20 protein-coding genes are annotated in these 24,305 nt (G+C 75.4%); 10 read left to right on the plus strand and 10 right to left on the minus strand.

Annotated features, from left to right (window positions below; translation table 11 throughout):
• The first annotated feature begins 155 nt into the window (after nt 1-155).
• The 6 genes from pdhA to BLS21_RS18260 all read left to right on the plus strand — a co-directional run bounded on the left by pdhA (nt 156) and on the right by BLS21_RS18260 (nt 6,609).
• Nucleotides 156-1,292 carry a pyruvate dehydrogenase (acetyl-transferring) E1 component subunit alpha gene (gene pdhA, locus BLS21_RS18235; RefSeq protein WP_091221722.1) on the plus strand — a complete coding sequence of 379 codons (1,137 nt, stop codon included), beginning with the start codon at nt 156-158 and terminating at the stop codon, nt 1,290-1,292.
• Between the two features lie 103 nt (nt 1,293-1,395).
• Nucleotides 1,396-2,376, plus strand: a complete 981-nt coding sequence (locus BLS21_RS18240; protein ID WP_091221725.1) for an alpha-ketoacid dehydrogenase subunit beta — start codon at nt 1,396-1,398, stop codon at nt 2,374-2,376.
• Nucleotides 2,377-2,395: 19 nt separating this feature from the next.
• Nucleotides 2,396-3,844, plus strand: coding sequence for a dihydrolipoamide acetyltransferase family protein (locus BLS21_RS18245; RefSeq protein ID WP_091221727.1), 1,449 nt, complete (start codon nt 2,396-2,398; stop codon nt 3,842-3,844).
• A gap of 170 nt (nt 3,845-4,014) precedes the next feature.
• Entirely contained in the window at nt 4,015-4,851 is an 837-nt protein-coding gene (locus BLS21_RS18250; protein WP_091221730.1) for an alpha/beta hydrolase, read from the plus strand.
• Nucleotides 4,852-4,891: 40 nt separating this feature from the next.
• The gene (locus BLS21_RS18255) at nt 4,892-6,061 is read left to right on the plus strand and encodes an AGE family epimerase/isomerase (protein ID WP_091221732.1); all 1,170 of its coding nucleotides are present in this window, start codon (nt 4,892-4,894) and stop codon (nt 6,059-6,061) included.
• Nucleotides 6,062-6,141: 80 nt separating this feature from the next.
• Nucleotides 6,142-6,609, plus strand: a complete 468-nt coding sequence (locus tag BLS21_RS18260) for an SRPBCC family protein (RefSeq protein ID WP_091221734.1) — start codon at nt 6,142-6,144, stop codon at nt 6,607-6,609.
• Nucleotides 6,610-6,768: 159 nt separating this feature from the next.
• On the opposite strand, the gene BLS21_RS18265 is transcribed toward BLS21_RS18260, so the two are convergent.
• Genes BLS21_RS18265 through BLS21_RS18280 form a run of 4 tightly spaced genes read right to left on the minus strand, consistent with a single transcriptional unit; the run spans nt 6,769 to nt 11,043 of the window.
• Entirely contained in the window at nt 6,769-7,029 is a 261-nt protein-coding gene (locus tag BLS21_RS18265; RefSeq protein ID WP_091221737.1) for an HPr family phosphocarrier protein, read from the minus strand.
• Between the two features lie 49 nt (nt 7,030-7,078).
• The gene (locus BLS21_RS18270) at nt 7,079-9,214 is read right to left on the minus strand and encodes a PTS fructose transporter subunit IIABC (RefSeq protein ID WP_091221740.1); all 2,136 of its coding nucleotides are present in this window, start codon (nt 9,212-9,214) and stop codon (nt 7,079-7,081) included.
• 21 nt (nt 9,215-9,235) lie between these two features.
• The gene (locus BLS21_RS18275; protein WP_091221742.1) at nt 9,236-10,279 is read right to left on the minus strand and encodes a 1-phosphofructokinase family hexose kinase; all 1,044 of its coding nucleotides are present in this window, start codon (nt 10,277-10,279) and stop codon (nt 9,236-9,238) included.
• Nucleotides 10,276-11,043 (minus strand): DeoR/GlpR family DNA-binding transcription regulator, encoded by a 768-nt coding sequence (locus BLS21_RS18280; RefSeq protein ID WP_091221745.1) that lies wholly within the window; start codon nt 11,041-11,043, stop codon nt 10,276-10,278. The genes BLS21_RS18275 and BLS21_RS18280 overlap by 4 nt, the downstream gene beginning before the upstream one ends.
• A gap of 158 nt (nt 11,044-11,201) precedes the next feature.
• On the opposite strand from BLS21_RS18280, the gene BLS21_RS18285 reads away from it, so the two are divergent.
• Nucleotides 11,202-12,911 (plus strand): phosphoenolpyruvate--protein phosphotransferase, encoded by a 1,710-nt coding sequence (locus BLS21_RS18285; protein ID WP_091221748.1) that lies wholly within the window; start codon nt 11,202-11,204, stop codon nt 12,909-12,911.
• Between the two features lie 235 nt (nt 12,912-13,146).
• A complete protein-coding gene (locus tag BLS21_RS25250; RefSeq protein WP_175479625.1) occupies nt 13,147-13,293 on the plus strand; it encodes a hypothetical protein in 147 nt (48 codons plus the stop codon).
• 191 nt (nt 13,294-13,484) lie between these two features.
• Here BLS21_RS25250 and BLS21_RS18290 read toward each other — a convergent pair whose 3' ends face one another.
• Complete coding sequence (locus BLS21_RS18290; protein ID WP_245700546.1) at nt 13,485-13,994, minus strand: DUF4396 domain-containing protein; 510 nt, start codon at nt 13,992-13,994, stop codon at nt 13,485-13,487.
• A gap of 176 nt (nt 13,995-14,170) precedes the next feature.
• On the opposite strand from BLS21_RS18290, the gene BLS21_RS18295 reads away from it, so the two are divergent.
• The gene (locus tag BLS21_RS18295; protein ID WP_245700547.1) at nt 14,171-16,261 is read left to right on the plus strand and encodes a GGDEF domain-containing protein; all 2,091 of its coding nucleotides are present in this window, start codon (nt 14,171-14,173) and stop codon (nt 16,259-16,261) included.
• A 9-nt stretch (nt 16,262-16,270) separates the two neighbouring features.
• On the opposite strand, the gene BLS21_RS18300 is transcribed toward BLS21_RS18295, so the two are convergent.
• On the minus strand, nt 16,271-17,116 hold the full coding sequence (locus BLS21_RS18300; RefSeq protein WP_245700548.1) for a tyrosine-protein phosphatase: 846 nt from the start codon (nt 17,114-17,116) through the stop codon (nt 16,271-16,273).
• A 180-nt stretch (nt 17,117-17,296) separates the two neighbouring features.
• Between BLS21_RS18300 and BLS21_RS18305 the strand changes: the two genes are divergently transcribed.
• Nucleotides 17,297-18,955, plus strand: coding sequence for a tannase/feruloyl esterase family alpha/beta hydrolase (locus BLS21_RS18305; protein WP_091221753.1), 1,659 nt, complete (start codon nt 17,297-17,299; stop codon nt 18,953-18,955).
• Between the two features lie 100 nt (nt 18,956-19,055).
• Here BLS21_RS18305 and BLS21_RS18310 read toward each other — a convergent pair whose 3' ends face one another.
• The 4 genes from BLS21_RS18310 to BLS21_RS18325 all read right to left on the minus strand — a co-directional run bounded on the left by BLS21_RS18310 (nt 19,056) and on the right by BLS21_RS18325 (nt 23,674).
• Nucleotides 19,056-19,934 carry a 3-methyladenine DNA glycosylase gene (locus BLS21_RS18310; RefSeq protein ID WP_091221755.1) on the minus strand — a complete coding sequence of 293 codons (879 nt, stop codon included), beginning with the start codon at nt 19,932-19,934 and terminating at the stop codon, nt 19,056-19,058.
• Nucleotides 19,935-19,951: 17 nt separating this feature from the next.
• Nucleotides 19,952-20,884, minus strand: coding sequence for a TRADD-N-associated membrane domain-containing protein (locus tag BLS21_RS18315; RefSeq protein ID WP_091221758.1), 933 nt, complete (start codon nt 20,882-20,884; stop codon nt 19,952-19,954).
• Nucleotides 20,885-20,972: 88 nt separating this feature from the next.
• Entirely contained in the window at nt 20,973-22,934 is a 1,962-nt protein-coding gene (locus tag BLS21_RS18320; protein ID WP_245700549.1) for a helix-turn-helix domain-containing protein, read from the minus strand.
• On the minus strand, nt 22,919-23,674 hold the full coding sequence (locus BLS21_RS18325) for a 3-hydroxybutyrate dehydrogenase (RefSeq protein WP_091221761.1): 756 nt from the start codon (nt 23,672-23,674) through the stop codon (nt 22,919-22,921). Before BLS21_RS18325 ends, BLS21_RS18320 begins: the two co-directional genes overlap by 16 nt.
• Between the last annotated feature and the right edge of the window lie 631 nt (nt 23,675-24,305).

Genomic DNA, 24,305 nt, shown 5'->3' on the forward strand with positions numbered 1-24,305 from the left:
ACCTTGCGCAGATCGCTGGGTGGGTGTCTCCTCCATCGCGGGCCGGGTCGTGCCACGATGTGTGAGTGGCGCCACACCCGGGTGCCACGAGGCGTCCACACCGCCCGCACGGCCCGGCGACCCCGGCAGCGGCGGACGACGGCGAGGAGGAGCACGTGAGCGTGTCCAGTGCCACCGAGGTGGTCGACCCGGTACCGGGTGCGGAGGCGCCGCACCTGCCCCGGCAACCCGACCTGGTGCAGCTGCTGACCCCCGAGGGCGAGCGGGTCGAGCACCCGGAGTACGCGATCGACCTCGACGACCAGCAGCTGCGCGACCTCTACCGCGACCTGGTGCTGGTCCGCCGGTGGGACGTCGAGGCCACCGCGCTGCAGCGTCAGGGCGAGCTGGGCATCTGGGCCTCGCTGCTGGGGCAGGAGGCGGCCCAGGTCGGCGCCGGCCGCGCCCTCGAGCCCGGGGACCACGCCTTCCCGACCTACCGCGAGCACGGCGTGGCCTGGACCCGCGGGGTCGACCCGCTGCACGTCATGAGCCTGTTCCGCGGCGTCGACAACGGCGGCTGGGACCCCGTCGCCACCCGCTTCAACCTCTACACCGTCGTCATCGGCGCGCAGTGCCTGCACGCCACCGGCTACGCAATGGGCGTCCAGCGGGACGGCGCCGAGACCGCCGTGCTGGCCTTCCTCGGCGACGGCGCGACCAGCCAGGGCGAGGTCAACGAGGCGATGATCTGGGCGGCCAGCTTCTCCGCGCCGGTCGTCTTCTTCTGCCAGAACAACCAGTACGCGATCAGCGTCCCGCTGGAGCGCCAGTCCCGGGTGCCGCTCTACCAGCGCGCCGCGGGCTTCGGCTTCCCGGGCGTCCGGGTCGACGGCAACGACGTCCTCGCCGTCCTGGCGGTGACGCGGGCGGCCCTGGCCGCCGCCCGGGAGGGCCAGGGCCCGACGTTCATCGAGGCGTTCACCTACCGGATGGGTGCGCACACCACCTCCGACGACCCCACCCGGTACCGGCTGGCCAGCGAGCTGGAGGAGTGGAAGCTGCGCGACCCGATCGCCCGGGTCAAGGCACACCTGTCCCGCAGCGGCGTCGCCGACGCCGACTTCTTCGCCGCCGTCGAGGCCGAGGCCGACGAGCTGGCGGCGCGGATCCGCCGCGGCACCACCGAGATGCCCGACCCGCCCGGGACGGCGATGTTCGACCAGGTCTACGCCGAGCAGACGCCGCACCTGGCCGCGCAGCAGGCCGAGTTCGAGGCGTACCAGGCGAGCTTCGAGGGGGGCGGGCACTGATGACCGCGAGAACGACGCCCGAGCGAGCACCGCTGCGTGCTGGGGGCGCCTCCCGCTCGCGGGGGACAGCGGCCGTGGAGCGGAACGAGGGCGGAGTCGAGTCATGAGCACCGAGACGCTGACCATCGGCAAGGCGCTCAACCTCGGCCTGCGCCGGGCGATGGAGGACGACGCCAAGGTCGTGCTCATGGGCGAGGACATCGGCCGGCTCGGCGGGGTCTTCCGGATCACCGACGGCCTGCAGAAGGACTTCGGCGAGGACCGCGTGGTCGACACCCCGCTGGCCGAGGCCGGCATCCTCGGCACCGCGGTCGGCCTGGCCATGCGCGGCTACCGGCCGGTCTGCGAGATCCAGTTCGACGGGTTCGTCTTCCCGGCCTACAACCAGATCGTCACCCAGGTGGCCAAGATCCACGCCCGCTCCCGCGGGAAGCTGACCATGCCGGTCGTCATCCGGATCCCCTTCGGCGGCGGCATCGGCGCGGTGGAGCACCACAGCGAGAGCCCCGAGGCCTACTTCGCGCACACGCCCGGGCTCAAGGTGGTCGCGGTCAGCAACCCGGTCGACGCCTACTGGGGCATCCAGCAGGCGATCGCGCACCCCGACCCGGTCGTCTTCCTCGAGCCCAAGCGCCGGTACTGGGACAAGGCCGAGGTGGACACCGCGGCCACGCCGGACCCGCTGTTCGCCTCCCGCGTGGTCCGCGGCGGGGACGACGTCACCGTGCTGGCCTACGGCCCGATGGTGAAGACGGCGCTGCAGGCGGCCGAGGCGGCCGCGGAGGAGGGGCGGTCGCTGGAGGTCGTCGACCTGCGCACGCTCTCCCCGCTGGACCTCGACCCGGTTGTCGAGTCGGTGCGGCGCACCGGGCGCTGCGTCGTCGTCCACGAGGCGCCGGTGACCCTCGGTCTCGGCGCGGAGATCGCCGCGCGGGTCACCGAGGAGTGCTTCCACTCCCTGGAGGCGCCGGTGCTGCGGGTGGGCGGCTACGACACGCCCTACCCACCGTCGAAGCTCGAGGAGGAGTACCTCCCCGACCTCGACCGGGTGCTGGATGCCGTCGACCGTGCTCTGCAGTTCTGAGGACAGGGGCTTCTGAGGGATGGGGACGCTCAAGCAGTTCAAGCTGCCCGACGTCGGCGAGGGGCTGACCGAGGGCGAGATCCTGCAGTGGCTGGTGGCCGTCGGCGACACGGTCACGGTGAACCAGCCGCTGTGCGAGGTGGAGACGGCGAAGGCCGCCGTCGAGCTGCCCTCGCCGTTCGCGGGCACGGTCACCGCGCTGCTGCACGAGGCCGGGACCACCGTGGACGTCGGGACGCCGATCATCACCATCGACGTCGGCGGGGAGGGCGGGGGAGACGCCGCCGCAGCCGACGCCGCGGCCGAGCCGGCTGCGGGTCTGATCGGCGGCGCGGCGCCCGGCGGGCGCACGGCGGTGCTCGTCGGCTACGGGCCGCGGACGACGGAGGCCCGTCGGCGTCCGCGCCGTGCCGTCGTCCCCGCGGACGCCGACTACGGCTCGGGAGGCCAGGAGCGCCCACCGCTGCTGGCCACCGCGCCGGACATGACCACCAAGCCGGTGCGGCACGGTGGCCTGGAGGTGGGCCGCCAGGCCGAGGCGCACGCGGCCTCGGTCGACGCGGCGCCGTCCCGCGCGGCCGAGCACGGGCGGCGCCGGCCCCGGCCGCTGGCCAAGCCGCCGGTGCGGAAGCTGGCCAAGGACCTCGGCGTCGACCTCACCGCGCTGACCGGCAGCGGCGCCGGCGGGGTGATCACCCGCGCCGACGTCGAGGCGGCCGCGGCCGGCCCGGCACCGGTGACCGAGCTGCGGCCGGTCGCCGCACCGACGGCGGGGGAGCAGCGGATCCCGGTCAAGGGGGTCCGCAAGCACACCGCGGCCGCGATGGTGGCCAGCGCCTTCACCGCGCCGCACGTCACCGAGTTCCTCACCGTCGACGTCACTCGGATGGTCAAGCTGCGGTCGCGCATCGCCGCGCGGCCCGAGTTCGCCGGGGTCAAGGTCAGCCCGCTGCTGTTCGTGGCCAAGGCGCTGCTGCTGGCCGCCGCGAAGCACCCGATGGTCAACAGCTCCTGGGACGAGGCGGCGCAGGAGATCGTCGTCCACGGGCAGGTCAACCTCGGCATCGCCGCGGCCACGCCCCGCGGGCTCGTCGTCCCCAACGTCAAGGACGCCGGGCGGCTGTCGCTGGCCGAGCTGGCCGGCGCGCTCACCGAGCTGACCGAGACGGCGCGGGCCGGCCGCACCGCCCCGGAGGACATGACCGGCGGCACGATCACCATCACCAACGTCGGCGTCTTCGGGGTCGACACGGGGACGCCGATCCTCAACCCCGGTGAGTCGGCAATCCTCGCCTTCGGCGCGATCCGCGAGCTGCCGTGGGTGCACAAGGGGAAGGTGCGCCCGCGGCAGGTCACGCAGCTGGCCCTGTCGTTCGACCACCGCATCGTCGACGGGGAGCTGGGCAGCCGGTTCCTGGCCGACGTCGGGGCCCTGCTGTCCGACCCGGGGACGGCCCTGGCGTTCTGACGGCATGGAGCCGGCCGGCGCACCGGCCGGCTCCACGCCGTGACCGACGCGCAGCAGCGGTGCCGTCGGCCCTGGGGGCGGCCGCCGCGGGGCCGCTAGCGTCCGCCGCGTCATCGCGGGCCGGTCCGCGCACCGTGCCCGGCTCGCCCCGAATCGGCGAGAGGCGTGCCATGAGCGACGTGCCGACCGCGGCGCCCGACACCGTCGTCCTGGTCCACGGTCTGTGGATGACCCCGCGCAGCTGGGAACACTGGGTGCCGCACTACGAGGACCGCGGCTACCGCGTGCTGACCCCCGCCTATCCCGGCTTCGAGATCGAGGTCGAGGCGCTGCGGGCGGATCCGCGGGTCATCGCGGAGGCCTCGGTCTCCGACACCGTCGAACACCTCGCCGCCGTGGTGACCGCCCTCGACCGGCCGCCGATCCTCATCGGCCACTCGTTCGGCGGCACGTTCACCCAGCTGCTCCTGGCCCGGGGCCTCGGCGCGGCCGGCGTGGCGATCGACTCGGCGCCGACCGAGGGCGTGCGGGTCACCCCGCCGACGCAGCTCCGGTCGCTGTTCCCCTTCCTCCGCAACCCGGCGAACCGGCACCGCGCGGTCAGCTTCACACCGGAGCAGTTCCACGCCTCGTTCGCCACGACCCTGTCCCGCGAGGAGTCCGATCGGGCGTACGAGCGCTACCACGTGCCCGCCCCGGGCCGGTGGGTGTGGGACGGGGTGATCGCGAACCTCAAGCCCGGCCACCAGGAGACCTGGGTGGACTACGACCGGGACGACCGGGCGCCGCTGCTGTTCGTCACCGGCGGCGAGGACCACGTCATGCCGCCGTCGGTGAACCACTCCAACGCCCGCCACTACCGGCACTCCGCGGCGCTCACCGAGGTCCGCGACCTGCCCGGCCGGTCGCACTGGACCTGCGCCGAACCCGGCTGGGAGGCGGTGGCCGACCTCGCGCTGGACTGGGCGGTCGAGAACGCCGGCCGCCGACCGGTGCCGCGGGCCTGACCTCGCCGTGGACCGCGCGGGCTGACTAGCGTCGCCGTCCGTGACCGACCTCGACCGGCTGCTGGACTTCGCGGCCCGATCCCGGCTGCCCGAGGGCGGCTTCGGCTACCTCGGCGACGACGGCCGCGTACGGCCCGAGCGCGGCCAGGAGACCTGGATCGTCGCCCGCATGACGCACGTCTTCGGGCTCGCCCGGCTGACCGGCCGCGGCGGCTGGGACGAACTGGTCCGGCACGGGGTCGAGGCGCTGGCCGCCGGACCGCTGCACGACGGCGGCCGCGGCGGCTGGTACGCCTCGACCGCCGACGACACCAAGGCCGCGTACGTGCACGCCTTCGCCGTCCTGGCCGGGGCCACGGCCACCGCCGCGGGTGCGCCCGGCGGCCGGGAGCTGCTGGACGAGGCGCTCGGCGTCTGGCAGACGCGGTTCTGGGACGACACGGCGGGCCTGGCGGTCGAGGAGTGGGACGCCGGCTGGGCGCGGCTGTCGGACTACCGCGGCGTCAACGCCAACATGCACGGCGTGGAGGCCTCGCTCGCCGCCGCCGACGCCCTGGGCGACGCCGACCCGCGGGCCGCGCAGCTGCGCGGGCAGGCGCTGCGCACCCTGGAGCGGGTGGTGCACGGCTGGGCGCGGGAGGGGGACTGGCGGCTGCCCGAGCACTTCACCGCGGAGTGGCAGCCGCTGCCCGGGTACAACCGCGACGAGCCGGCGCACCCGTTCCGCCCCTACGGCGTCACGGTGGGGCACCAGTTCGAGTGGTCGCGGCTGGCGCTGCACGCCCGCGCCGTCACGCCGGACGCGCCGTCCTGGCTGCTCGACGACGCCACGGGGCTCTTCACCGCGGCCGCCTCGCGCGGCTGGGCCGCGGACGGGCACGACGGCTTCCCGTACACGCTGGACTGGGACGACCGGCCGGTGGTGACCGCGCGCATGCACTGGGTGCTGTGCGAGGCGGTGGCCGCGGCAGAGACGCTGGCGGCCGTCACCGGCGACGCCTCCTACCGGCGGCTCGCCGCGCACTGGTGGGCGCACGGCGAGGCCCGCTTCGCCGACCCCGGAACCGGCAGCTGGCGCCACGAGCTCACGCCGGAGGGCGCGGTCGCCACGGGCACCTGGGAGGGGCAGCCCGACGCCTACCACCTCGCGCAGGTGCTCCTGCTGCGCGGCCGCCCGGTGCGGGGGAGCGTGGCAGCCGCTCTGCTGTGACCCGGGCCCAGGCAGGTGTCCTGCGCGGAGACGCCGGGTAGAGCGGGTCCATCCGAGGACCCCGAGCAGAGGAGGCCAGCGTGGCCAGCGTGCAGGAATCCGTCGACGTCGACGTCCCCATCCGGGTCGCCTACGACCAGTGGACGCAGTTCGAGTCCTTCCCGCAGTTCATGGGCGGGGTCGAGCGGATCACGCAGCTCGACGAGACGCGCACCCACTGGGTGACCAACATCGACGGCGTCAAGCGGGAGTTCGACGCGGAGATCACCGAGCAGCACCCCGAGGAGCGGGTGGCCTGGACCAGCACCGGCGGCGAGGCCAAGCACGCCGGCGTGGTCACCTTCCACCGCCTCGACGACAACAAGACCCGCGTGATGATCCAGATCGACTGGGAGCCGACGGGCATCGTGGAGAAGGCCGGCGCGGCGCTGGGCTTCGACGACCGGCAGGTCAAGGCCGACGCCAAGCGGTTCAAGGAGTTCATCGAGAGCCGCGGCACCGAGACCGGCGCCTGGCGCGGCGACGTCCCCCGCCCCGACCAGGCCTGAGGCCCCTCCCCAGGCCGGATCGCAGACGCAGGACAGCGCCCGCCCCCTTCTGCAGGGGACGGGCGCCGTCGTCTGTGGCGGTCACCCTCCAGGGCCCCGCCGGCCCCGTCCGGAGGCTCGCCGCGAGCGTGCGAGTAGCAGGAGGACGGGGTCCTCCTGCTACTCGGCGTCGAGGTCCTGGGCGACCAGGCCCGCGATCTGCTCGAGGACGGCGGGGTCCTCGCTGCTCACGACGACCTCCGTCCCCTGCTTCGCGCCGAGCGTCATGATCATCAGCGGCGACCCGGCGTCCACCGGGTTGCCCCCCGGCGTGGCCAGCGTGACCGGCGTCCCGGCCTTGCCGACGGCCTCGGCGATGAGGGCGGCAGGCCGGGCGTGCAGCCCGACGCGGGACCCGACGGTGACGGTCTGACTGGGCATGGGGTACTCCCTCGCTTCGGAGACGGGCGGTGGGCTACAGCCTGGTGGTTCAGGCCCGAGCCGGCTGGGTGACGGGGGCGGCGTTGTGCGCGTGGGCCATGTCGACGGCGTCCTCGGGGACGTCCTCGGCCTTCGGCCGGCCGATGCTCTTGGCGATGGTGACCGCGATCGCGCCCACCACCGTGCCCGCGAGGATCCCGATGACGAACCACAGGATCCCGGTGATCGCGAAGAGCACGAAGAAGCCGCCGTGCGGGGCGCGCAGCTCGACGCCGGCCGCGGCCACGATGGCGCCGGTGGTGGCGCCGCCCAGCATCATCGAGGGGATGACCCGCAGCGGGTCGGCCGCGGCGAACGGGATGGCGCCCTCGGAGATGAACGAGGCACCCAGCAGCCAGGCGGCCTTGCCGTTGTCCCGCTCGGCGGGCGTGTACAGCTTCGGCCGGATCGCGGTGCTCAGCGCCATCGCCAGCGGCGGGACCATGCCGGCGGCCATGACGGTGGCCATGATGACCAGCGGCGCGCCGGTGGCCGTGGCGGTGAGCCCGGTGGTGGCGAAGACGTAGGCCGCCTTGTTGACCGGGCCGCCGAGGTCGAAGCACATCATCAGGCCGAGGATGATCCCGAGCACGGCCGCGGAGGTGCCGGTCAGGCCGTTGAGCCAGTTACCCAGGCCGGTCAGGGCGGCGGCCAGCGGACGGCCGAGGACGACGGCCATCAGGCCGCTGGAGATCAGCGTCGCCAGCAGCGGGATGATCACGACCGGCTGCAGGCCCCGGACCCCCACCGGCAGCTTCCAGCCGCTGATCCACCGCGCGGCGAAGCCGGCGATGATGCCGCCGACGAGGCCGCCGATGAAGCCGGCGCCCACGCTCACCGAGACCGCACCCACGACGAAGCCGGGGACGATGCCCGGGCGGTCGGCGATCGCGTACGCGATGTAGCCGGCCAGGGCGGGGACCAGGAAGCCGAAGGCCGCCTGGCCCAGCACGGTGCAGACCGCGCCGAGGTAGCCCCAGAAGCCGTCGTTGAGGCCCTCGGTCGGTGCGACGTCCGGCAGGTTGAAGAACGTGTTGTTCAGGACCCAGCTCAGCGCGTAGCTGTTGCCGTCGGCCGACGACGGGTCGGTGCTGACGATCTGGTAGCCGCCGAACAGGAAGCCCAGGGCGATGAGCAGGCCGCCCGCCGCGACGAACGGGATCATGTAGCTGACGCCGGTGAGCAGCCAGCGGCGGATCTCCGTGCCGGCGCCCGGCTTGCCGGCCGCGGCGGCCGGCTCGTCGGCGCCGCCGGCGCCGCCCGGCACCCGGCGGGCGTTCGGGTCGTCCGCGGCGGCCAGCGCCTCGCGGACCATGACGTCGGGCTCGTTGATCGCCCGCTTGGTGCCGGACTGGACGAGCGGCTTGCCGGCGAAGCGGTCCCGGTCCCGGACGCCCACGTCGACGGCGAAGATGACCGCGTCCGCGGCGCGGATCACGGCCGGGTCCAGCGGGGTGGAGCCCGAGGAGCCCTGGGTCTCCACGTGCACGTCGACCCCGGCGGCCTCCCCGGCGGCGGTGAGCTTGTCGGCGGCCATGTAGGTGTGCGCGATGCCGGTCGGGCAGGCGCTCACGACGACCAGGCTGCGGCGGGCGCCGGTGGTGGAGGTGTCGGCGGCCGGCGCGGCGGCGGGGGTGGCGGCGGTCGCGGCGCTCGAGGAGCCGGCCGCCGCGGGTGCGCCGGCGGGCGCCGGCTCGGGGGAGACGACCTCCTGCACCAGCCGCACGACCTCGTCGGCGGAGCCGGCCGCGCGCAGGGAGGCCACGAACTCCGGCCGCACCAGCGCCCGGGCCAGGGCGGTCAGCAGCGTGAGGTGGTCGGCGTCGCCGTGCGCCGGCGCGGCGATGAGGAAGACCAGGTCGGCCGGGCCGTCGGGGGCGCCGAAGTCGACCTTGGGGTCCAGGCGGGCGAAGGCCAGCGAGGCCTCGGTGACCGCGGCCGAGCGGCAGTGCGGGATCGCGATGCCGCCGGGCAGGCCGGTGGCCGCCTGCGCCTCGCGCGCCAGGGCGTCGTCGGCCAGGGCGTCGGCCCCGGTGGCCCGCCCGGCGCCGGCGACGAGGCCGGCGAGCCGGCGGACGACCGCGGTCTTGTCGGAGCCCAGGTCGGCGTCGAGCGCCACCAGGTCAGGGGTGATGAGGTCGGGCATGGCTCACCTACTCGAGAGGCGTCAGACGTCGCGGCCGGCGGCCGGGACGGTGGTGCGCTGTGCAGTGGGCGGTGCGGGAGTGGTGCTGGGCAGACCCTCGGTCCGGACGGTGGCGACCTCGACGTCGAGGGCGGCCACCTGCTCGGGCGTGGGGACGGCGGAACCGGGCAGCGAGGCGCTGGCGGCGCCGTACGCGACGGCGCTGCGGAGCCGTTCGGCCGGTCCGGCGCCGGCCAGGTCGGCCAGCACGTGCCCGGCCAGGCTGCAGTCGCCGGCGCCGACGGTGCTGCGGACGGCGATCCGCGGCGGGGTGGCCGCCCAGACGCCCTCGGCGCAGGACAGCAGCGCACCGTCGGCCCCGAGGGTCAGGAGCACCTCGGCCACGCCGCGCGCGTGCAGCGTGTCGACGGCGGCCAGCGCGGTGGCGCGGTTGGCGGTGAGGTGGGCCTCGGGGACGCCGGAGAGCTGGGCGAGCTCCTCGGAGTTGGGCTTGAGCAGGTCGGGCGCGGCGTCCGGACCGGCGCCCAGCAGGGCCAGCAGCGGCGCCTCGGACGTGTCGACGGCGATCTTCGCGCCGGTGTCGCGCAGCGCGCGGACCAGGTCGGCGTACCAGTCCAGCGGCGTGCCGGGCGGCAGCGAGCCGGACAGCACCACCCAGCGGGCGCCCTCGGCGTGCTGGTGCATCGCGATCGTCAGCGCTCCCCGGGCCTCGTCGTCCAGCGGGGCGCCCGGCTCGTTGAGCTTGGTGGTGGTGCCGTCGGGCTCGGCCAGCGTGTAGTTGGTGCGCACCGGCGTGGCGATGGGGACCGTGGCCATCGGCAGGTCCAGCCCGTGCAGGGCGCGCACGATCGGGTCGTCGTCGGCCGCGGGCAGCACGGTGACGACGTCCCCGCCGGCGGCGGCGATCGCGCGGGCGACGTTCACGCCCTTGCCGCCGGGCTCGGTGGAGCTCGGCGCCAGGCGGGCCACGCCGCCGCGCACCAGCGGGCCGGGCAGCGAGAGCGTCCGGTCCAGGCTGGGGTTGGCGGTCAGGGTGACGACGCGATGGCTCGTGTGCTCGGTCACGCGACCACGACCTCGATCCCGGCGTCGTCGAGACGGGCGAGGTCGGCCGGTGCGGCCTCGGCGTCGGTGACCAGGACGTCGACGTCGGCCGGCGTCGCGAAGCGGACCAGGTGCTCGCGGCCGAGCTTGCTGCTGTCGGCCAGCACGACGACCTTCCGGCCGGCGCGGATCATCGCCCGCTTCACCGAGGCCTCCGCCTCGTCGGGCGTGGTGAACCCGTGCTCGGCGGTGATGCCGTTGCTGCCGAGGAAGACGACGTCGACCCGCAGGTCGGCGAGGGTGGCGACGGTCCGCTCGCCGACGGCGCACTGGGTGATCCCGCGGACCCGACCGCCGAGCACGTGCAGGTCGACGCCGGGGGCGGCGGCCAGCCGGGCGGCAATCGGCACCGAGTGCGTGGCGACCAGCAGCCGCCGGTCGCCGGGGAGGACCTCGGCCAGCGCGGCCGTGGAACTGCCGCCGTCGAGCAGCAGGCTGCCGTCGGACCCGGGCAGCAGGTCCAGCGCGGCGGCGGCGATCTTGCGCTTCTGCTCGCTGCGGGTGGCGTGCCGCTCGCCGAGCGCGGTCTCCACGTAGGTGAGCGCGCCGGCCGGGACGGCGCCGCCGTGCACGCGGCGCAGCATCCCCGCGCGCTCGAGGACGGCGAGGTCGCGACGCACGGTCTCGGTGGTGACCCCGAACTCCTCGGCGAGCGCGGTCACCGACACCCGACCGCGGTCGGCGACCAGTCCGGCGATCGTCTGCTGACGCTCCTCGGCGTACATGCCCACCTCCCTGCCCCTAGCACACAACGGTTGCCCGTTTGTGTTGGCTTGGTGTTGTGTTGGTGTTGTTCTACGTCCGATCCGTTGACAAGTCAACACCCATTCGTGACTCTGGTCATAGCCGGAATCGCGTTCCCCCTGACTCGTGCGAGGTAGCCATGACCACCCACGCTCCCGGAACCGCCGCCCTGTCGACCACCGGTCCGGTGGTGCTGCCCGGCACGCCCGTCGTCCCCGGGGTGGCCTGGGGCCCGGTCGTCCGCCCCTCGGGCGCGGTCCTGCTGCCGTCCGACGACGGCGTCGTGGTCGCCGAGGAGGAGCGCGCGGGGGAGAAGGAGCGCTTCGCCGCGGCCGCGGGCGTGGTGGCCGACCGGCTCGCCGAGCGGGCGCGCGCGGCGACCGGGGTGAGCGCCGAGGTGCTCGCCACCACCGCCGGCCTGGCCCGCGACCGCGGCCTGCTCTCGGCGGTCGAGCAGCGGATCGACGCCGGCACCCCCGCCGCCGTCGCCACCGTGCAGGCCGCGCAGCAGTTCGTCGACCTGTTCACCGGCCTGGGCGGGCTCATGGCCGAGCGGGTGACCGACGTCCGGGACGTCCGGGACCGGATCGTCGCCCAGCTGACCGGGCAGGGGGAGCCCGGTGTCCCGAGCCCGGAGCAGCCCTCGGTGCTGCTGGCCGAGGACCTCGCGCCGGCCGACACCGCGGGGCTGGACCCGACCCGCATCACCGGCCTGGCCACCCGGCTGGGCGGCACGACCAGCCACACCGCGATCATCGCCCGTCAGCTCGGGCTGCCCTGCGTGGTCGCCGTCGGCGGCCTGGACGACGTCCCGGAGGGCGCCACCGTGCTGCTCGACGGGGAGCGCGGCACCGTCACCATCGACCCGGACCCGGAGGAGGCCCGTGCCCGCGTGGCGGCCGCGCAGAGCGCCGCCGCGGCGCTGGCCGGGTACCGCGGCCCCGGCCGCACCCGCGACGGCCTCGAGGTCAAGGTGCTGGCCAACGTGCAGGACGGCGCCGGGGCGCGGGCCGCGGCGGGCAAGCACGCCGAGGGCGTCGGGCTGCTGCGCACCGAGCTGGCCTTCCTCAGCCGGGCCGAGGAGCCCTCGGTGGAGGAGCAGGCGGCAGGTTACGCCGAGGTGTTCGAGGCCTTCCCCGGCCAGCGGGTCGTCGTCCGCACGCTGGACGCCGGGTCGGACAAGCCGCTGGCCTTCGCCACGATGCCCGACGAGGAGAACCCGGCGCTCGGCGTCCGCGGGTTGCGCGTCGCCCGCCGCGACCCCGGCCTGCTGGAGCGGCAGCTGGACGCGATCGCCGAGGGTGCCCGCCGGGCCGGTGCCTCGCCGTGGGTGATGGCGCCGATGGTGGCCACCGTCGGCGAGGCCGCGGACTTCGCCGCACGTGTCCGCGCCCGCGGGCTCACCCCCGGCGTGATGATCGAGGTGCCGTCGGCGGCGCTGATGGCCGAGCGGCTGCTGCAGCACGTCGACTTCCTGTCGATCGGCACCAACGACCTCTCGCAGTACACGCTGGCCGCCGACCGGCTCTCCGCCGACCTCGCCGACCTCACCGACCCGTGGCAGCCGGCGCTGCTGGCCCTGGTGCAGCTCACCGCGGAGGCCGGCCGCCGTACCGGGAAGCCGGTCGGCGTCTGCGGGGAGGCCGCCGCCGACCCGCTGCTCGCCTGCGTCCTGGTCGGCCTCGGCGTCACCTCGCTGTCGTGTGCGGCCTCGTCGATCGCCGGTGTCGGTGCCCGGCTGGCCGTCGTCGACACCGACGCGTGCCGGCGGGCCGCGGAGGCGGCGCTGCTGACCGACGACCCGCAGGCCGCCCGGGCGGCGGCGCGCCGGGAGCTCGGCGTCGACTGAAGGGGGACCTCTCTGCCCCCCGGCGCTCGCCGCCGGCCCCGTCGAGGGGCTCGCCGCGGGCGGTGAGGGGGACGGGGCCCTCCTGCCTGCGGAGGGCCCGAGGGCGACATCACCCTCCGAGGTGAGGGATCCTCGCTGTGTCATCGAGCTCGCCTGGCTTTCTTCGGAATAGTCGGGGTCGCGCCTGCATTGCTCAAGGTGCAGACCTCACGAGACCGGAAGAAGGCGACGAGTCATGAACAGCGTGACCTCCAGCTGGCGGCGGCGTCGGCAGGCGGCGCGGACGCGTCGGGCGCTCGACCGCGCCCTCGCGCGCACCAGCAGCCCGGCGATGCGCGACGAGCTGCTGACGATGGCGAACAGCAGCGGGTCCACCCGCTGAGCCGTTCCCGACGACGCGCGACCCCGGCCTCCTCTGGAGACCGGGGTCGCTTGCTGTCCGCCCCCGTCCCGGATCCCACTGGCCCCCCTGCAGGGTCCCGCTGCGAGCTCGCGAGTGGCGGGGGCAGGGGGGTCCTCCTGGAGGCGTGAGGAGGGCGGGGTCCTTCCGCGGTGGGGGGCGGGGGATCCTCCTCAGTGCAGGCCGTGGACGACCGCGTGTCCCCGGCCGCGGCTCATCGTCGCCCGGTTGATCGGCAGGGTCACCACGAAGGCGACCGCCAGCGCACCCGCGAGGGCGAGCCAGAACAGGGCGGTGGAGATGCCGGCCTCCATGGCGCCGGGGACCGACAGCACGACGGCGTTGTCGACGACCTCCATGACGGCGATGGAGATCGTGTCGGTGGCCAGTGCGACGCGCAGCGCCTGCCGGAAGGGCACTCCTGCACGCAGCACGCCCCGCATCGTCAGCGCGTAGCCGAAGACGAAGGCCAGGGCGACCGCGAGCGCGACCGTGGCCCAGTCGGACAGGCCGACGGACGTGCCGATCACCATGCCGAGCACCTCGCCGATGGCGCAGCCGGTGAGGCAGTGCAGCGTGGCCGTGGCCGCCATGGCCCAGGAGACCGGGCCGGGACCGTGCCCGGACCCGTGGGTGTGCACGTCGAGCGCCTGTGGCGCGTGGTCGCGCGGGCTCGTCGTCACGGGAGTCGCCTCCTCGGGTCGGCCGTCGGGGACGGGTGTCCGCGACGACGTACACCACACCCCCCTGGGGTAACTGGTGGCGAGCGGGCCGCGTCGTCCCCCCATGGGGTGTACCCGTTCAACCCCGGGCGCCGTCCTGCCGATGGGACGGGCGTGAGCAGAACGGGAGGCCCCAGGTGAGCGGCCCTGCGGTGTCCGAGGCCCGGGAGACGTCCGGCGCCACCACGGGGCTGCTGCTGAGCTACGTGCGCCAGCAGGGTGGGGACGACGCGGTCGCGGAGGTGCTGCGCCGTGCCGGCGTGCCCTTCACCGCCGCCGAGCTCGAGCTGCCGTCGCACTGGACCAGCTACGACACCCGGATCAAGCTCTTCGCCGCCGCCACCGAGGTGCTCGGCGACCCGCAGACCATGTTCCGCGTCGGCCGCGAGGCCCTCGGGCTCGGCCTGACCCCGGCCCTGGTGCTGCTCGTCCGCGCGATGGGCTCGCCGCGCCAGGTGTACCGCCAGCTCCCGCGGGCCGTGGCCAAGTTCACCACGACCTCGACCATGCGGGTCGTCGAGTCCGGCGCCACCCACGCGACGCTCAGCTACCGGTTGCACGAGGGCTACCCGCACTCCCGGCTGGACTGCGAGTACGCCCAGGGCCTCATCGGCATGGTGCCGACGCTCTTCGGGCTGCCCCCGGCCCAGCTGCTGCACTCCGAGTGCGAGTCCGACGGCCACTCCGTCTGCACCTACCACCTGACGTGGGAGCGACGCCGCAGGTTCGGCGGACGCCGTCGCACCGACGAGGACGTCCCCGAGCTGCTCGCCCTGCGCGACCAGCTGCGCATCCTGCAGTCGGCGGCCGCGGACCTGGTCGCCAGCGAGGACGTCGAGACCGTCCTCCAGCGCATCATCGAGAAGGCCGCCGAGGCGGTGCTCGCCCCGGGCTGGGTGCTCGCCGTGGCCGACCCCGCGGGCGGTCCCGCCCTGGTGCGCAGCGCAGGCCTCCCGCAGCACCAGGTGGACGCCCTCGCGGCCACGTTGCTCGCCGGCGCCGACCCGGGCCCGAACGTCGTCGCGGTCGACGTCGCCTCGGCTCGCCGGGTGCACGGCCGGCTGGCCACGGTCTACCGGCCCGGCGACAGCGGCCTCGTGCACGAGCGCCAGATGCTCGCCGCCTACGCGGGCTACGCCGCGGCCGCCCTCGACCTGCTCATGGCGCTGGAGAGCTCCCGGCAGGAGGCCGACCGGGCCGGGACGCTGCTCACCCTGGCCCACGAGCTCGCCGGTGCCACCGAGGCCGTCGACGTGTGCGCGGTGGTCGCCGAGGCGCTGCCCCGCGTCGTCGGCTGTGACAGCGCCGCGGTGATGCTCTGGGACCCCGCGGAGGGCTGCCTGCGCACGGCCGCCCACGTGGACCCCGTGGAGGAGAACCAGCAGCTGATGTACGGGACGCCCCTCCGCGCCGAGGACGTCCCCGAGCTGGTCGGGATGCTGACGGACCGGGAGCCGCGCTTCCTGCGGCCCGAGTCGAGCAGTCCGGTGCTGCGGCAGCTGCTCACGGCCCTGCAGCTCACCGACGTCGTCGCCGTCCCGGTCGTGGCCGGGCGCACCTTCCTCGGTGTCGCCACCGCGAGCTGGCCGGCCGGGCGGGCGCCCGAGGTGCTCGCCGGCGACGTCCTGCACCGCCTGCGCGGTGTCGGCGACCAGGCCGCGACCGCACTCCAGCGGGCTCGCCTGCTCGAGACGGTGCGGCACCAGGCCACGCACGACGCGCTCACCGGGCTGCCCAACCGGGTGCTCTTCCTCGAACGGCTCGGCGAGGCGCTGGCCACCACGCCCGCCGACCAGCACGTCGGCGTGCTGTTCTGCGACCTCGACCGCTTCAAGGGGGTCAACGACTCGCTCGGCCACGCCGCCGGTGACGAGCTGCTGCGCCAGGTGTCCGCCCGGCTGCGGGCCGCGATCCGCCCCGGCGACACGGTGGGCCGGCTCAGCGGTGACGAGTTCGCCGTCCTGCTGCCCGTCCTCACCCGGCCCGAGGACGCCGACCGCGTCGTCGCCCGCGTGCTGGGCTGCTTCGACGAGCCCTTCCGCCTCGAGGGTGCCGGCGTCGCCGTCGGCACCAGCGTGGGCGTCGCCGTCCAGGGCGGCGGATCGGGCAGCGCCGACGCGCTGCTGCGCGCCTCCGACGCCGACATGTACCGCCACAAGAGAAGGACCCCCTTCCACCCGCGGCTCGCGAGCTCGCCGCGGGACCCTGACGGGGGCCACGAGTCCTAGCTGCAGCTCCTAGGCGCGCAGCCGCGCGCGCAGGGCGGCCTGCTCCTCGGGACCGAAGCCGTGCTCGGTGAGCCAGCCCTGCGGGCCGCCGTGCCGCTCGTCGAGCAGCTCGAGCACCCGGCGCATGGTCTCCGCCCGCGGCGTGTGGCTGGCGACGTCGCGGCGCACCATGTCCTCGGCGTAGGTCGGTGACGCGGCCAGCTTGGCGACCAGGTCGTCGATGACCTCGGCGGTCAGCGCGTAGTCGGCGACGATCTCCTCGTGCGGGACGCCGGCCACGGCGAGCGCGAAGGCCACGACGACCCCGGTGCGGTCCTTGCCCGCGGCGCAGTGCACGACCGTGGCGCCGTCCGTGGGCGCGGCCAGGGCGCGCAGCGCGGCGACCACGTTCTCCGGCCGGTGCGCGAGGTAGCCCAGGTAGGAGCGCACCGCCGGCGGCTCGCCCTGGTCGCCCTCGGCCACCTGCCGCGGCAGGATCGACTCGGCCCAGTCGGCCGGGAGCTCCGGCACGTCGGCCTCCTCGACGGCGAACACGTCGGTGTGGTGACCGCGCTCGGGCAGCAGCGTGAAGTGCCGGTGCGTCACCTCGGGCACCGCGCGCAGCGGGCCGCGGCCCTCCAGCAGCACCTCGGCGGTGGTGCGCAGGTCGACCACCTCGCGCAGCCGCACATCGTCCACCAGCCGGCGGACGTCGTCCTCGCTGAGCGTCTGCAGGTTGTCGCTGCGCAGCACCCGCCCGGGGACCGTCGTCCCGCCGTCGACGGTGGGCAGCCCGCCCAGGTCACGGGTGTTCGTCGTCCCGTCGAGGCGCAGCCAGCGGTCGGTCCGCAGGCGGTCGGAGGCTCCGGAGGTCACGCGCACGACGGTACGACCCACGGGACGCCCGCTCGGTGTGGGCCCGGACCCCACACCCGGTGTCGCGTCCGTGGAGTCCGCTCACGTGGAGTCGGTGCGTGCCACTCCCTACTGTGTGACCCGCCTCACTCGGCGTCCACGGCCTCGCCCGCGCCTCCACCGTCGACCGACAGGAGTCCCATGGACCTGACCAGAGCCAGGACGGTCGTGGCGGGGGTGGCCCTCGCCGTCGTCGCCTCACTCGGCTGGACGACGCCGGCGGGTGCCGCGGACGCCGCCGCCCGGTGTGCGGCGCTCGCGGGGGTGGACATCCCCGCGCGCGTCATCGGCCTCCCGACGACCGGCGGCGCGGTGACCGAAGCCACCCTCGTGGCGCCGTCCGGGAGCGGCACCACCGCGATCGGGGAGTACTGCAGGGTCACCGCGGCGCTGCACCCCGTGGACCCCGCCGCCCCGGACATCCGCATGCAGGTGGCGCTGCCCACCACGTGGAACCAGAAGGCGCTGATGTTCGGCGGGGGCGGCTACAACGGGACGATCCCGGCGCTCGACGGGAACGTCCCGTTCGGTCCGGGCGACGCGCCCAGACCGCTCGGCCGCGGGTACGCGACCTTCGCCAGCGACTCCGGGCACCAGGCACCCGCCGGGTTCCTGCCGACCCCCTCGCTCTACGGCGAGTTCCTCGCCAACGACGAGGCGCTGCGCAACTTCGCCGGCGACGCCCTGAAGAAGACCCGGGACGCCGCCGTGTTCGTCATCGGCCGGTACTACGACCGGAACACCCCGCAGCAGACCTACTTCGCCGGCGGCTCGACCGGCGGCCGGGAGGCGCTCGCCGTCGCCCAGCGCTGGGAGCGTGACTTCGACGGGGTCATCAGCGTCTATCCCGCGTTCAACGCGGCCACCCTCGACCTGTACTTCGGCCACATGACCCGTCAGCTCGCCGCGCCGGGCGCCTTCCCCCGTCCCGCGCAGCAGGTGCTGCTCTACAACGCGGTCGTCACGGCCTGCGACGGCCTCGACGGGTTGACCGACGGCGTCATCAGCAACGAGCCGGCCTGCCGCTTCGACCCCGTCGTCCTGCGCTGCCCGGAGGGGCAGGACACCGGCGACACCTGCCTGTCCGACCCGCAGATCACCGCGATCCGCGCCGTCTCCAGCCCGATCACGTTCCCCTACCCCCTGGCCAGCGGTGAGACCGGCTACCCGGGCTTCCCGTTCCTCTCGGGCGCGGACATGTCGACACCGCTGCTCGGCCTGGGGACGACCGCGCCGGCCACCCCCATGCCGAAGACCGCCGGCTACGGCATGCAGTTCTGGGACGCCTGGGTCACGTACGCCGTGACCCGGGACCCCGCCTTCGACTCGCTGTCCCTGGACCCGCTGGCGCCGGGCCCCTGGCAGGACCGCATCTCGGAGCTCACCGCGCTGCAGGACGTCAACAGCACCGACCTGCGGCCCTTCGCGAGGAGGGGCGGGAAGCTGCTGCTGCTGCACGGGACGGCGGACGAGCTGGTCAGCCACCGGGCCACGGTGGAGTACTACGAGGGGCTCGTGCAGACCATGGGGCAGCGCCGGGTCGACGCGTTCACCCGCTTCTACCTGGTCCCCGGTGCCAACCACGCCAACGTCGCTGCCGCCTTCGCCGCCGGCTGGGACTCCCTCACCGCCCTGGACCACTGGGTCACGACCGGCGCGGCGCCGGCCGACCCCGTCGTCCGGGACACCAACCCCGGCGCCACCCGCACGCGGCCGCTGTGCGAGTACCCGACCCACCCCCGGTACAGCGGCTCGGGCAGCCCCGACGAGGCGGGCAGCTTCGACTGCGTGACCGGATAGCCGGGGTCGGGACGGAGCCCGGCGCCACCGGTGCCCACGTGGTCGACGCCCCGCGTGGGCACCGGCGGACGGCGGCGTCGCGGCGCCCGCCCGCGATGGGTCAGGCCTCGAGGAGCCGGTCGCACACCGCCAGCAGTCGTGACCGCAGCTCTGCACCGCGGCGGGCGAACTCCCGCTGCCCGGCGACGTACTCCGCCTTGCCCTCCGGCGTCTCGATCGCGACCGGGCCGTAGCCCGCCTCGCGCAGGTCGTACGGCGAGGCGCGCATGTCCAGCTCCCGGACGTCGGCCGCCAGCACGAAGCAGTCCAGCAGCAGGTCGCCGGGGACGGCGGGACCGAGCTTGTAGGCCCACTTGTAGAGGTCCATGGTCGCGTGCAGGCAGCCCGGCTGCTCCATCTCGACCTGGGTGGCGCGGGTGGGCCGCAGCCGGTTGCGGCCGACGGCGGCGGGCGTGAAGAACCGGAACGCGTCGAAGTGCGAGCAGCGCACCGGGTGGGACTCGACGACGGCATCGGTGCCGGCCCGGCCCAGCCGCAAGGGCAGCGGGTGCCGGTGCTCGTCGGCCCGGTAGACCATCGCCCACTCGTGCAGCCCGAAGCAGCCGGTGTGCGCGGGCCGGGACGCGGTCGCGGCCAGCAGTCGGGCGACGAAGGCGGCGGTGTCCCCGCGGTCGGCCAGGAAGGCGTCGAGGTCGAGGGTGACCGCGCCGTCGTCGTCGGTGGCGTACCAGCGCCAGGCGGCGTGCGGCGCGGGTCCGTCGGCGCCGGGCTCGAGGACCACCCCGGGGCCCGGGTGCCAGCGGCGCAGCTGCGCGGGGCGGGCGCTGTAGTACTCGTAGAGGAAGTCCTCGACCGGGTGGCGGGTGCCGGTCGCCCGGCGGGCCCGGTGCGCCGCGGTCAGCGCGTCGGCCCGCTCCGCGTGCGCCCGCGCCAGCGCCGTCCACCGGTCTGCCGGCAGGCGGGTGGGGACGGCGGGCACCGGACCAGGGTAGGTGGCTAGTCGTCCCTGCCTCGGCCGCCGGCCTCGGTCCCCGTGGCTCCCGTTCCCGGTGCGGCCCTGGAGCCGTCGTGGCCGCGGAAGTCGTCGAGGAGCTGCTTGAACAGCAGCCTCCGCAGGTCGACGTACACGGCTCGGTCCCGGGTGGGGTCCACCGCCAAGCGCTCGAGCGCCAGGAGCCGTGCCGTGCGCGCCGGCTCGCGGTAGTGCTCCCGCAGCTGCTCGGCCGTCTCCCTGTAGGAGACGGCGAAGGTCCTCGACACGATCGCCGCCAGCGTGGCGCCCAGTGCCGCCAGACCCCCGACGACGTAACGGCTCGCCTCGTCCTGGGTCGGCTGGAGCGCGACGAGGGCGCCGACGACGAGGACGGCGACGGCGACGGCGGCAGCGACCGTGGCGTTGCGGAACGACGTCGATGCCTGCCGCACGCTGAGCACGTGGTACTCGTCGAGCTGCTGGCGGTTCAGGCGGAACAGCTGGGCCAGCGGGAGGCCGTCCGCGAGCTCGTCGACGGCTCGGGCCACCTGGTCCGCGCGGAGTGCGTGCACCCGGTCGAAGAACGCCCGGCGAGCCCTGGCGTACCGCGAGGCGACCACGCCCAGCAGGAGCAGCCCCGGGCCGAGCAGGAGCGTCTGGACGATCCGGATGGTGATCCGCAGCCCGTCCGCGGAGGCGACCGCCCGCGAGGTGAGCACCCACTCGAGCGCCACGGTGGCGACCGCGAGCGCGAAGGCGACGAGCAGCGACCCGGGCACGCTCGTCGGCGAGGTCCAGTCGCCGCGTCCGCCCGGGAACAGGACCTGGCGCTCCGGGCTGTCCTGCCACAGCAGGGAGGACGCGGAGACCCGCCGGCCCGGCGTCCCGCCGTCCTCCGCGGCGCCCGTCTCCCGAGAGCCCTCCTCGCGGGAGGACCCCTCGTCGGTGGTGGACATCGGCATCGACCCCCGCGCCGGTGGTGGCCCGTGCGGAGCGAAGGTCCTCCCGCGGAGGGGGACGCACAAGAGGGAGGGCTGCGCCCGATCAGCCGGCGGCGGGACCGGTGAGCCGGTGCAGCCGCAGGGCCAGGTGCACCTCCAGGGCCCGCTCGGGCGTCGACCACTCGCGGCCCAGCAGCCGGCCCACCCGCTCCAGGCGCTGGGTGACGGTGTTGACGTGCACCTGCAGGGCCTCGGCCGCCCTCGCCGGTGACCCGCCGGCGCCGAACCAGGCCCGCAGCGTCCCGACCAGGTCGGTGCCGCGCCGCTCGTCGTAGTCCAGCACCGGGCCGAGCGTGGCGGTCACGAAACCGCGCACGTCCCGCCCCTCGCCGACCAGCAGCCCGACGAAGCCGAGCTCGTCGGCGCTGGCCGCCTGACCGCCCCGGCCGAGGGCGACCAGCGTCGAGGCGCAGCGCCGGGCCTCGACGTGCGCGGGGGCGACCGCGGCCGGCCCCTGCACCGGCCCGGCACCTCCGACGGTCACCGGCCGCCCCACGGCCGTGGTGAGCTCCCGGCACACCTGCGCCGCCGCGACGCCGGGCTCCCGACCCGGCAGGCAGAGCACCACCCGCCCGTCGTTCAGGCCCGCCAGCCCGCCGCGGACGGCGGCCAGGTGGGTGGCGGCGGCCAGCGCCCGGCCCCGGCCGCGCTCCTCCACCAGGACGACGACGACGGCGTGCGGCCGGTCGAGGTCGGCGCCCAGCCGGCGGGCGCGCTCCCGCAGCCCGTCGGGGTCGCGCAGCGCCGGCCCGAGCAGCTCCTCCAGCAGCTCGCCGCGCACGCGGCCCTCGGCCTCGCTGGCGGTGCGCCGGATGAGCAGCAGCAGGGAGGTCACCAGTGCGGCGCGCTCGAGGATGCGCTGGTCGGAGTCGGAGAGCTCGTCGTCCCGGTGCAGCACCAGGCCGCCGAGCAGCTCGGCGCCCACGGTCACCGCGGCGGTCCACCAGCTGCCGTCGCGGACCGTCCGGCCGGTCGAGCGGGCCAGCGTGAGGGCGGCCGCGGGGTCGGGCGGCAGGTCGCCGTCCGACCCGGGGGACGGCGTGCCGCGGCCGTGCTCGTCGAGGATGGTGATCCGCCCGCCGAGCGCCTCGGTGACCGCGGCCGCGACGTCCTCCACCCCGCCGCCGCGCAGCACGATGTCGATGAACCGGTCGTGCGCGCCGGCGGCCCGCTCCACCGAGGCGGAGTGGGCACGCAGCTCCCGGGTGGCCGTCGACAGCTCCTCCAGCGCCGACCGGGTCTCCTCCAGCAGGCGGGCGTTGTCCAGCGCGATCGCCGCGTGCGCGGCCAGCGAGCCCAGCAGCGAGACCTCGGAGCGGTCGTAGAGCCGCTCGTCGCGGTCGGCGGCGAAGAGCACGCCGATCACCCGCGACCCGCGCACCAGCGGGACGCCGAGGATGGCGACCAGGCCCTCCTCGGCGACACCCCCGTTGATCTCGTCGGTGTGCTGGAAGCGCGGGTCGGCGAAGTAGCGGGCGGTGGCGTACGGCGCGGCGGTCTGCGCGACCAGCCCGCCGAGGCCGGCGCCCATCGGCAGCCGCAGCGCCTGGAACCGGGCCGAGACGGAGCCGTCCGTCACCCGCATGTAGGTGTCGCCGCGGGCGTCGTCGTGCAGGGTCAGGTAGGAGACGTCGGTGCCGAGCAGCTGCCGGGCCCGCCGGACGATCGCGGTGAGCACGTCGTCGACGCTGCGCAGGGAGGCGAGGTCGCCGGCGGTGTCGAACAGTGCGGCGAGCTCGGACTCCCGGCGGCGTCGCGCGGCGAACGCGTCGCGCACCTGCAGGGCCAGCAGCTTGACCCGCTCCAGCCCGGCGAGCGCCGCACCGTCGGCACCGGCGGCCCGGGCGCGCACCACCGGCCCCTCGAACTCGATCGCCGCCGCCTCCTCCAGCAGCAGCGCGAAGTACTCCGCGGCACCGTCCAGCCCCCCTGGCGCCGGCCCCGCCCCCCTGCGGGGGCCTCCTGCGGTGGGCGGCAGGGGGTCCTCCATCAGTGGGCGGTCCACCCGCCGTCCATGACCAGGGAGCTGCCGGTGATCGACGCGGCGACGGGGGAGCAGAGGTAGGCGACCGCCTCGGCGACCTCCTCGGGCTCGATCAGCCGCTTGACGGCCGCGGGGGCGAGCATGACCTGCTCGACCACCTCGTCCTCGGACAGGCCGTGGGCCCTGGCCTGGTCGGCGATCTGGTTCTCCACCAGCGGGGTGCGCACGTAGGCGGGGTTGACGCAGTTGGAGGTGACCCCGTGCGGGGCGCCCTCCAGCGCGATCACCTTCGACAGCCCCTCGAGACCGTGCTTGGCGGTGACGTAGGCGCTCTTGTACGCGGAGGCCCGCAGCCCGTGGACCGAGCTGACGTTGACGATCCGGCCCCAGCCGCGCTCGTACATGTGCGGCAGCGCGCCGCGGACCAGCCGGAACGGCGTCTCCAGCATCAGCCGCAGGATCAGCGAGAAGCGGTCGACCGGGAACTCGTGCAGCGGGGCCACGTGCTGCAGCCCGGCGTTGTTGACCAGCACGTCCACGTCGAGGTCCAGGCCGTCGACCGCGTCGAGGTCGGAGAGGTCGACGGCGACCGCCGTCCCCCCGACCGCCGTCGCCACCGCCTTCGCCGCCTCGGCGTCACGGTCGACGACGACCACGTCCGCGCCCGCCTGAGCCAGTCGCACGGCGCAGGCGCGGCCGATGCCCGAGGCGCCGCCGGTGATGAGGGCCCGCCGCCCGCTGAGGGTTCCTGAGTCCGCCATGTCGCGGAAGGCTAGAGGCTCCTGGCGACCGGCCGCACGGTCGGGGCCCACACACCTCGTCGAGCCGGGATGGGTGCGGCCCACATCGCGCCATGAGCCGTCCCCCGGAGGGGGCACCACACCAGGACGCCGGACGGCGCCGTCCGGTATGGCGGGCGGACACGTGACCGCGGTCACGTCTGCGGCGCCGCCAGGGCCGCACCCCGCATGCTCCTCGACGAGGAGAGCTCGTGACCGCACCCGCACACCCCGGCGCGCTCCGGTCGCGTCGGCGGCGCGAGCACCGTCGGCACGCGCTCGAGGCGATGCCGACGGGCACCGCGTCCCCCGTGGTCACCACCCCGTCGCGGGGTGCCCTCTGCCTGACCGGATCGGCCGTCGGCCGGTGCAGCTCCTCGGCGTGGTCGGCGTCGCCGCCTGCGCGGTCGCCACGCTGGTCGCCGTCCTCTCGGGGGGACCCGCGCCCCGGCCGCGGACCCGGCGGTCGTCGTCCGGGAGGGCCGGTCGCGCACGTCGGTGCGAGGCCGGCTCACGGGCTCCCCATGACATCCGTCACGGGGGGCCCGTGGCGTCGCCGGGAGGAGTCGTGAGGGACGGCACCTGTGCCGCTGCAGGGACGACGGCAGCGTCA

The sequence above is a fragment of the Geodermatophilus siccatus genome (assembly GCF_900103785.1).
Classification (GTDB): domain Bacteria; phylum Actinomycetota; class Actinomycetes; order Mycobacteriales; family Geodermatophilaceae; genus Geodermatophilus; species Geodermatophilus siccatus.